We start from the raw sequence: 9,597 nt of genomic DNA, 5'->3' as shown, positions 1-9,597 counted from the left end.
ATCCCGCGCGATGCGGAGGTGGAGCGCCGGGTGGCCGAGATCCTCGGGCAGCTCACCCTTCAGGAGAAGGTCGGCCAGATGATCCAGCCCGAGCTGGCCGAGCTGACCTGCGAGGACGTGCGCGAGTACCGGATCGGCTCCGCGCTCAACGGCGCCGGGATCTGGCCCGGCGGCAAACGGCACGCGAGCGTGGCGGACTGGGTGGAGACGATCGACCGCTTCTGGACGGCGGCGGAGGAGGCCTGGCGGGACCGGCCCTTCCGCATCCCGTTCATGTGGGCGACCGACGCGGTGCACGGACACAACAACGTGCACGGCGCCACCATCTTCCCGCACAACATCGGCCTCGGCGCGGCCGGTGACCCGGACCTGGTGCGGCGCATCGGCGAGGCCACCGCCCGCGAGGTCGCCGCGACCGGCATGGACTGGATCTTCGCCCCCACCGTCACCACCCCGCGCGACCGCCGCTGGGGCCGCTACTACGAGGGCTACAGCGAGGACCCGGCCGTGGTGCACGCCTACGGGCGTGCCATGGTCGAGGGCCTCCAGGGCGATGTGACGGCGCTGCGCACCGACGGGAAGGTGCTGGCCACCCTCAAGCACTGGATCGCGGACGGCGGCACCGAGAACGGCAGCGACCGGGGGATCGCACGCTGCTCCGAGGACGTGCTCAGGAACATCCACGCCCAGGGCTTCCTGGCCGGCATCGAGGCCGGGGCGCAGTGCGTGATGGTCTCCTTCAGCAGCTGGGACAACCCCGCCAACTACGACCACACCCCGGGCCGTGCGCAGCCGTACAACCACAAGGTGCACGGCAGCCGTTACCTGATCACCGATGTGCTCAAGAACGCCCTCGGCTTCGACGGCGTCGTGATCAGCGACTGGGACGCGCACGCCGAGGTCGCCGGCTGCTCCCCCGGGGACGCCGGATACGCGATCAACGCCGGGCTGGACGTGCTGATGGTCGCCGGGCGCGAGGACTGGCAGAGCGTGTACCGCACCACCATCCGGCAGGTGCGCGACGGGGTCATTCCGATGGCACGCATCGACGACGCCGTCACCCGGATCCTGCGTGTGAAGATGCGCGCCGGCCTGTGGGACAAGCCCCGCCCCCGGGACCGCGCGCTCACGGCGCCGGGAACGGGGATCGTCGGCTGCGCCGAGCACCGGGCCCTCGCACGCGAGGCCGCCCGTGCCTCCCTGGTCCTGCTCAAGAACACCCCCGGCCTGCTGCCCCTGTCGCGCACCGCGCGGGTGCTGGTGACCGGCAGCGCGGCCGACGACCTGAGCAAGCAGTGCGGCGGCTGGACCCTGAGCTGGCAGGGCGACGACGTGGACCGCGCCGACCTGCCGGACGGCACCACCCTGGCCGACGCGGTCCGTCTGGTCGTCGGCGCCGAACGGTGCGTGGTGGACCCGGCGCTGGAACACGCCGACCCCGCCGACTTCGACGTGGCCCTGGTCGCCCTGGGCGAGGACGCGTACGCGGAGATGCGCGGCACGCTCAAGCCCTGGCGGTCGATCGGCTACGCCGATCTGAAGCTCTCCTACGCCCGCGACCTTAAGGTGCTGCGCCGGCTGGACGCCGCGAACCTTCCCGTCGTCTCGGTCCTCTTCACCGGCCGTCCGCTCTACTGCACGGAGGAGATCAACCTCTCCGACGCCTTCGTCGTCGCCTGGCTGCCGGGCCCGTACGCACAGGGCCTGACCGATGTGCTGTTCGCCGCCGAACCCGGCGCGCCCGCCCACGACTTCCGGGGCCGGCTGCCGTCCTCCTGGCCGCGGACACGGGACTCCGCCGCCGTCAACCGGATCCCCCCGCATCTGCCGGACTACCGGGTGCCCGCCGAGGAGACGGCGCCCGAGGGCCGCCACACCCCGCTGTTCGAGGTGGGATACGGCCTGTCGCTGCGGGACGAGGCCCCGGCCACCGGGCCCCTGCCGCTCGACGAACCCCCCGAGCCGCCGCCCGCGCCCGCGGTGGACGGCCCGCTGCGTGTGCTGGACGCGCAGGGCACGCCGTACCGGCTGCGGGTGGGCGGCCACAACACCTGGTCGGGCAAGGACGTCCCGCTCACCGGGCCGATGCGGAGCCTCATCGTGCACTCGGACCCGGTGCCCGCACCCTCCGGCGCCGGCCGCGCCCCGGACGGGAGCACCCCGGGCGGGGGCGGCACCGGGCTGCGCCTGCGCTTCCGGGGCCATCCGGCCTTCTTCTACGCGGAGTCGCCCACCGGCGAGCCCGCCGACCTGCGCGGCCACCTGGAGGCCGGGGCCCATGTGCGGTTCCTCGCGCGGGTGATCGAGCCGCCGTCGTCCGCGTTGTTCCTGGCATGCCACGACGACTACCCCGCCCAGCCGGGCGTGGATCTGGCACCGCTGCTCCGTCAGGCGCCGCCGGAGCAGTGGACGGTGGTGTCCGTGCCGCTGGCCGAGCTGGACGCGGCGGGGATGGACCTGCGCCACGTCGACGTGCCGTTCATGCTGTACACCGAGGGAACGGCGCTGCTGGAGATCGCCGACGTCGGCTGGCGCGTCCCCTGACAGGCGAAGGCCCGGCGCCCGCCCCGCGGTCGGGGCGGGCGCCGGGCCCCGGTGTGCGCGGCGCTCCCGGGAGCGCCGCGCACCGTGTCAGACGGCCTCGTCGAGGACCCTGCGCAGCTCCTCGGGAAGCTCCAGGTCGGCGGCGGCGAGGCACTCGTCCAGCTGGGCCACCGAGCTGACACCGATGATCGGCACCACGGCGGGCTCCCCGCCGGTCAGCCAGGCCAGGACCGTCTGCAGGGGCGTGACGCCCAGTTCCCCGGAGACCTTCGCCAGAGCCTGGAGCCGGCGCTCGGTGCCCGGGTGCGCGTAGTGCTCCGGCAGCGGCTTGTCCGGGCGGTTGTAGGCGCCCCACAGAAGACTGGTGTACGCGAACAGGGTCAGGCCGCGGCTGCTCACGTAGTCCAGCAGCTCGTCGCTCGCATGGACGTGGCCGCCCTCGGGCAGCACGGTCTTCGGCCGGGGCTGGAGGTAGGAGTAGCGCTGCTGCACCGCGGTGTACGGCGTCCAGCCGCGCCGCTCGGCCAGGGCGCGGGTCTCGGCCAGCCGCCATGCGGTGTGGTTGCTCGCGCCCAGCACCCGGACCTTCCCCTCGGTCACCGCCCGGTGGAAGGCGGCGAGGGTCTCCTCGTCGGGGGTGTTCCGGTCCTCGCGGTGGGCGTAGTACAGGTCCAGGTGGTCGGTGCCGAGCCTGCGCAGGCTTCCCTCCAGCTGCTCCCTGATCACGGCCGGTGCGAGGCCCTCCGCCTGCCCGTCGGGGCCCGGCCCCGAGCCGACCTTGGAGGCGAGGACCACGGAGTCCCGCACCCCCCGGTCCTTCAGCCAGCGGCCCAGCACGGTCTCGCTCTCGCCGCCGGAGCCGCCCGGCACCCAGAACGAGTAGCAGTTGGCGGTGTCGATCGTGGTTCCGCCGGCTTCCACGAACCGGTCCAGGATGGCGAACGAGGTCTTCTCGTCGACCGTGGTGCCGAACGGCAGGGCGCCCAGGCACAGCTTGCTGACCTTGGTTCCGGTGGCGGCGTCGAGCGTGCGCTGCTGCATCGTTCCTCCGAACTCGTGCGTCGTGGGGGGCAGTCGTGGGGGCAGGGAAGAGCGCACACCCCCGTGTCCCGTGAGTGGGCTCTTTGGCGACCGTAGGCGAACAGGGGTGCGGCGCGGGGCGGTTCGCAGTGATCTGTGATCTTCGGACAGGCCGTCGTACGACGAAAGTCGTACGTGCCGGCCGTGTGTATCGGTCGTGTGTGCCGGTCGTGCGCGCCCGGTGCCGTGCGCCGGTCTTCGGTCCGGCGCCGGAAGCCGGCGTGCGCTCAGCCGCCGGGCAGGGTCACGGTCAGCGCCTGGGCCCGGTGGTCGGACAGTCCCTCGCTGTCCACCATCCGGTAGGTGTGGACCTTCACCGACGCACTGGTGAACGCCCAGTCCAGCCGCCACAGCGACGGTCCGCTCGCGGGCCAGGAAGCGGGAAGGAGGTCGTCGCAGGCCGGGAGCGCGTCCCGCAGCCGGCTGCCGAGCACGCGCAGCTCCCCCATGGCCGCGGTGGCGTTCAGGTCGCCGGCCACCACCACGGGCAGGGGGTTGTCGTCGAGGTCGGCCGCCAGGGCGCGGTAGGTGGCCTTCCGCCGGTCCTCCTGGGCCCGCATGAACGCGGTGAACTGCGCCGAGGCCGGGTTCATCGAGATGTCGAGCTGCACCGGGACGTGCACGTTGTAGAAGGAGGCCACCCGTCCGTCGATCCGCAGGTCGGTGCGCAGGACCTTGTACCGGTAGTAGTCGGGGAAGCTGTCGTCGGGCGGCATTCCGGCGCCGCCCGCGGGCAGATGGGGCCAGCTGTCGAGACCGCGCCAGTCCTCGATGGGATAGCGGGACAGGGTGAGCATCTCGCCGACGGCCGCCACCTGGAAGCCCGGGAAGTGCGCCCGGAGTTCGTCCACGTGGTCGGAGCGGACCGGGCGGTGCCCGGCGAGGTCCCAGGAGACGTGCTCCTGCAACAGGTAGACGTCGGCCCGCTGAGCCTTCAGAAAGGCGTAGAAGGCCTTCGGGTCGTCGCCGTCGCTCCAGTACTCGGTGTTCCACGAGAACACCCGGACCGCCCCCGCGGGCACGGCCGACCCGCCGCCGAGGCCCGGCAGGGCGTGGAGGTTCAGTCCGACCAGGGGCAGACCGAGCAGCACACAGCACAGCGCCGCCGCGGCCAGCCGCGGACGGGCGCCGCGGGCCAGGGGGACAAGCCCCAGCAGGAACAGGGGAACCACCGCGAACGCCAGGGGCGGCAGCAGCTCCATCGGCCGCCACCACCAGTACCTGCCGGTGAGGGCGTGGAACGCGGCGAGGAACGCCGTCCACAGCCCGAGGGCGGCGGTGAGCAGCCGGGTCGCCCGCCGCCCGGGGCGCCGCCCCGGGCGGTGCGGTGCGGAGGTCTCCCGGCAGGCACCGGCCCTCCGGTCCTCCTCCTCGAGCGAGGTGCTCATGCCGTCGTCCCCGGCCGGTGCCGCGGTGCGCCCACGATCTGCCCGCCGCCGTCCCCGGTGGGCCCGGTCTCCTCCCAGTGCGGCTCGTACAGCCTGCGGAAGCGGGGGGACAGCAGCCACTGGACGACACCCGCCGCGATGCCCGCCGAGATGGCGACATTGGTGGCGAAGGCCACCGCGCTGAAGACCGTCAGGAAACGCCACCCGCGGCGCTTGAGGACATAGCGGTACATCGCCAGGTCGCCGGTGAACGAGGCACCGGCCAGGACCGCCGGCACCGCGAGCCACGCGGGGTGCAGCAGGGCGAGCGGCAGGGTCGCCACCGCGCCGAACGCGGCCAGCGCGGCCAGCGACCGGGACGCGGTCTCGAAGCCCTTGGCGAAGCGCCGCCGCTGGACGAACAGCGGGATCCTCAGCCGGGCCCGCCGGTAGAGCTTGCGCAGCAGGGGCAGCAGCTTGTCGTCGTCGTCATGGCGGCCCAGCACATGGGGGGTGACCCTGATCTGGTAGCGCGCGGACATCCGCTCGCCGTAGTCCACCTCCTCGGTCTGCCGCAGCCGTGGGTTGAAGGGGCCGACCTCCTGGAAGACCTTGCGCGGGATCGCGGTCAGCGAGGAGAACAGGAAGCTGACGGTGCCGAGCGAGTCCATCCGCCAGCAGTAGGCCTGGAGCACCCGGCACTCCTCGACGATGCTGTCGCGGATCAGCGGCTCGTCCTCGTAGATGCCGCACACCGCGCCGTACTCGGGGTGCGCGAGCAGCTCGTCGACGGCCTTCTCCACCGCGTCGGGGCGCAGCGCCACGTCCGAGTCGACGAAGAAGAGGATCTCTCCGCGGGCCGCGGCGGCCCCGGTGTTGCGGGCCACGGCGACACCGCTGTTGCGGGGGGTCTGCAGGACGGTCACGTCCCGGCGGCGGGCGATGTTCAGGGAGTCGTCGGTGCTGTGGTCGTCGACCACGATCACTTCGAGCGGGGAGTACGTCTGCTGCAGCGCCGCGTCGATGCACAGCCCGATCGAATTGCCGTAGTTGTAGTTCGGGATGACGACCGACACCAGGGGTCGGGACACGAAGGCCTCCTGACGGGGCGTTACCGGGAGTGGATGGCGAGGAGCGCGCCGCCGAGCAGCAGCGCCCAGAGAAGGGTGGTGACGACCATGGCGCGGTCGCGCAGCAGGATGCGGGTGGGCTCGCCGCCCTGGCCGTGGACGTGCAGCAGTTGCAGGTACCGGGCCATGGCGAAGAGCGCGAACGGCGTCGAGCCGAGCACCACCAGGTCGGCGTACGGGGTGCCGACCGACTGCTGAAGGCTGATCAGGAAGGCGACCACGGTCACACAGGCGCACAGCCCGATCAGATGGTCCAGATAGGGGACGGAGTAGCCGCGCAGGGCCGGACGGTGGGCGATGCCTCCCGTCACCATCTCGTGCCTGCGCTTGCCGAGGACGAACACCAGGCAGAGCGAGAACACCGCGACCAGCAGCCAGCAGTGGATCGGTGTGCCGGCCGCCAGATGGCCCTGGACCACCCGGAGGCCGAAACCGGCGGACACGACGAAGACGTCGAGCAGCGGCACATGCTTCAGACCGCGGCTGTAGACGAGGTTGAGGGCGAGATAGACGGCGACCGGCCACCACTGGTCGACGGGGCCGAACAGGGCGGCCCCGGCCAGCAGGAGGGCGAGCACGGTCCCGAAGGTGGTGGCCGTGGGCACCCCGATGCGCCCGGAGGCGATCGGCCGGTCGCGCTTGACGGGGTGGGCCCGGTCGCGGTGGCGGTCGTGCAGGTCGTTCCAGACGTACACCAGGCACGACGCGAGGGTGAACAGCAGGACGGCCCAGGCGGTGCGGCCCAGCAGTCCCGGGGGCGCCGCCCGCGTGTCGAGCAGGGCGAGCGGCACCACCAGCAGGTTCTTCGGGAACTGGCTCGGCCGGACCAGGGCCGCCAGATCGCGCGGCAGGCTCCGGGACCGGCTCGGCGGCGGCAGCGCCGCCAGACCGGTGTCGACAGGCCGTTCGGCACGTGTCGTCACGACGTCCCCCCGTTCAGAAGAAGGCCTTGGCCAGGCCGAGGACGCCCTGCTTCCAGGGCTCCCTGCTGGTCCGGCCGGCGGACGCGGGCGCCGCGCCGGCGGCCCGGTTCTCGCGCCACCACCGGTAGGTGCTGAGGATGGCGTCCCTGTTGGAGTAGCGGGGCGACCAGCCGAGCACCTCGCGTGCCTTGTCGATGCTCACGTAGGAGTCGGCCCGCAGTTTGTGGACCAGCCGGCCGTACACCGGTGACAGCCGCAGCCGGCTCAGCGCGTCCAGGGCCAGGACGGCGGGCGCGGCGGGAAGGGAGATCAGACGCTTGCCGTGCCCCGCGGCGTCCAGGACCGCCTGGAAGTCCTCCCGCAGGGTGCCGAACTCGGCCGCCGCCAGGTTGAAGGTGTCGTTGGCGGCCCGGGCCGGGGCATGGAGGGTGGTGGTCACCGCGTCGACCAGGTCGTCGACGGCGAACATCTGGATCCGTACGTCCCCCCGGCCCAGCACGGGGAAGTTGCGGCCCTCCTCCGCCCATTCGAAGAGCATCGCGAACAGGCCCATCCGGCCGGGCCCCACGAACGTCTTGGGACGCAGGACGGGAACGCACATCCCGCGGGCGCGGAACTCCTCGGCGACGACCTCCGCGCCGGCCTTGGCACGGCTGTAGGCGTCGACCGGCCGGCGCGGATGGTCCTCCGTGGTGGGCACGACCTCGGGCAGGCCGTACACCGCGGTGGAGGAGATGTGCACCGCGCGTTCCAGCCCGGCGGCCTCGGCGGCCCTCAGAACGGTCCGGGTGCCCTCGACGACGATGGAGCGGATCTCGTCCTCGGGATAGCTGGGCAGCGCGGCGGCGGTGTGCACCACGGCGTCCGCCCCGTTGAGCGCGGTCCGCATCCGGGCGCCGTCACGGACGTCCGCGGTCAGGTACTCCACGCCGGGGACCGGTTCCCCGGGCGGCCGCAGGTCGAGGCTGCGCACCTCCAGGCCGGCCGCGGCGAACGCCCGGGTCAGGTGTCCGCCGAGCATCCCGCTGCCCCCGGTCACGACCACTTTCCTCACCACAGCGACGACACCTTCTCGCGGAGGAAACGGGTGACGAGACGGGTGATCCCGGAGGCGAGGGTGCGGTCGAGGCACTCCAGGAAGTGCTCCACCTCGCCCGGGGTGGCGACCAGCGGCGGGCCGACGATCAGCGGGTTCTTTCCGTTGAGGGTGTAGTAGGTGTAGATGTCGTGGTCCTGGTAGAGCGCGTTGATCACGGCGCAGGTGACCACCTTGGTGCCGAACTGGGGGTCCTTCGCCAGGCCGCCCGGCGCGAGTCTGGCGACGAGGTCCAGGGCCGCGGGGCTGTTCAGGAAGACGCCCCACAGGGCGCCGGCGCCCCGGACGCCGGCGACGAGGTCGGAGTGCTCCTTGGCGATGCGCTCCAGGCCGGGGCCCAGGACGTTCTCGAGCGCCCTGGCGCGGGCGGGGAAGTCCTCCTCCACGGCGATGTTGATGGCCTCGATGGCGGTGGCGCACTCCTCGCCGAAGCCGTAGTAGGTGGTGCTGGTGCTCTGCAGCATGGCGTCGTGGAGGTTGTCGTACGCCTTGCGGAAGACGGGACGGCGGGCGACGAAGGCGGAGACGGAGGACTTGCCGCCGCCGAAGGACTTCGACGTCGTCACCACGTCGGGCACGAGGCCGGGATGGCGCATGAAGTAGAACATGGTCCCGGTCTTGCCCCAGCCGGTGTAGATCTCGTCGAAGATCAGGACGATGTCCTCCCGGGTGCACAGCTCCCGCAGGCCGCGCAGGAACTCCTCCGAGCACCAGCGGATGGTGGAGGCGCTGAACGGCTCGACGATCAGGGCGTAGACGTCCGAGCGGCCCTTGCCGTCGCGGCTCGCCTCCACCGCCTTCCGCACGGAGTCGAGATCGCCGTAGGTGAAGGTGCTCACGCCCGGGATGCCGGGGAAGGGGAAGTGGTTCTGCGAGCCGCCGGTGAGGCTGCCGGAGCCGAGCAGCTTGCCGTGGAAGCCGATGTCGCTGCGCAGGATGGTGTTGCGCCGGCCGTTGTGGTACTTGTACGCGAGCTTCACGGCCCCTTCCACGGCCTCCGCGCCCGAGTTGGGCAGGAAGGACATGTCGAGGTCGCCCGGGAGCACGGCGGCGAGGTTGTGGGAGAGCGCGGCCAGATAGGGCGAGAAGTAGGTCTTGTGGACCTCCATCCGCTGCTGCTCGGCGAATCTGCGGCGGACCTCGAGGATCCGCGGATGGTTGTGCCCGTGGTTGAGGACGCCGACCCCGCCGGTGAAGTCCAGGACGCGGCGGCCGTCACGGGTGTGGATGTACGCGCCCTCGGCCCGGTCGGCCAGTTCACGGCCGAACCCGAACGAGGTCATCAGGGCGACCTGGCTCTTGTTGACGTACCGGCGGTACAGGTCGTGCACCTGGTCGACGGACAGCCTTTCGGCGTCCTCGATGCTCATGAGTTCCGTCATGCGGAGGGCTCCTTCCGGAGAGAGACGGGCGAGGGGGACGAAGACGGGAGGGGCGAAGAGGGCGAAGCGGAGGAG

Annotated in this window: 7 protein-coding genes; 1 reads left to right on the top strand and 6 read right to left on the bottom strand. The window is 72.1% G+C overall.

Annotated elements, in window-relative coordinates:
* Positions 1-2,544 (top strand): glycoside hydrolase family 3 protein (locus CCN35_RS17660; RefSeq protein WP_143631603.1); only part of this gene is annotated, 2,544 nt, incomplete at its 5' end.
* Between the two features lie 87 nt (positions 2,545-2,631).
* Here CCN35_RS17660 and CCN35_RS17655 read toward each other — a convergent pair.
* From CCN35_RS17655 to CCN35_RS17630, 6 genes are all read right to left on the bottom strand, one after another.
* Positions 2,632-3,585, bottom strand: a complete 954-nt coding sequence (locus CCN35_RS17655) for an aldo/keto reductase (protein WP_067388318.1) — start codon at positions 3,583-3,585, stop codon at positions 2,632-2,634.
* A 266-nt stretch (positions 3,586-3,851) separates the two neighbouring features.
* A complete protein-coding gene (locus CCN35_RS17650) occupies positions 3,852-5,012 on the bottom strand; it encodes an endonuclease/exonuclease/phosphatase family protein (RefSeq protein ID WP_086793453.1) in 1,161 nt (386 codons plus the stop codon).
* Positions 5,009-6,082 carry a glycosyltransferase family 2 protein gene (locus CCN35_RS17645; protein WP_086793451.1) on the bottom strand — a complete coding sequence of 358 codons (1,074 nt, stop codon included), beginning with the start codon at positions 6,080-6,082 and terminating at the stop codon, positions 5,009-5,011. The genes CCN35_RS17650 and CCN35_RS17645 overlap by 4 nt, the downstream gene beginning before the upstream one ends.
* A 20-nt stretch (positions 6,083-6,102) precedes the next feature.
* On the bottom strand, positions 6,103-7,044 hold the full coding sequence (locus CCN35_RS17640) for a UbiA prenyltransferase family protein (RefSeq protein WP_245863226.1): 942 nt from the start codon (positions 7,042-7,044) through the stop codon (positions 6,103-6,105).
* A 13-nt stretch (positions 7,045-7,057) separates the two neighbouring features.
* Positions 7,058-8,089: an NAD-dependent epimerase/dehydratase family protein gene (locus CCN35_RS17635; protein ID WP_268877179.1), complete on the bottom strand. Its 1,032-nt coding sequence runs from the start codon at positions 8,087-8,089 to the stop codon at positions 7,058-7,060.
* A gap of 5 nt (positions 8,090-8,094) precedes the next feature.
* A complete protein-coding gene (locus tag CCN35_RS17630) occupies positions 8,095-9,522 on the bottom strand; it encodes an aspartate aminotransferase family protein (RefSeq protein ID WP_086793456.1) in 1,428 nt (475 codons plus the stop codon).
* Positions 9,523-9,597 lie beyond the last annotated feature (75 nt).

Source organism: Streptomyces thermovulgaris (assembly GCF_002155915.1).
GTDB lineage: Bacteria > Actinomycetota > Actinomycetes > Streptomycetales > Streptomycetaceae > Streptomyces > Streptomyces thermovulgaris.
The sequence above is the reverse complement of the archived record's forward strand: the minus strand, read 5'-3'. Positions and strand labels throughout refer to the sequence as shown.

What these genes read in the sequence shown, in the direction of transcription:
- CCN35_RS17655 (WP_067388318.1), bottom strand. Translation starts at nt 3,585, where the DNA reads ATGCAGCAGCGCACGCTCGACGCCGCCACCGGAACCAAGGTCAGCAAG.
- CCN35_RS17630 (WP_086793456.1), bottom strand. Translation starts at nt 9,522, where the DNA reads ATGACGGAACTCATGAGCATCGAGGACGCCGAAAGGCTGTCCGTCGAC.
- CCN35_RS17650 (WP_086793453.1), bottom strand. Translation starts at nt 5,012, where the DNA reads ATGAGCACCTCGCTCGAGGAGGAGGACCGGAGGGCCGGTGCCTGCCGG.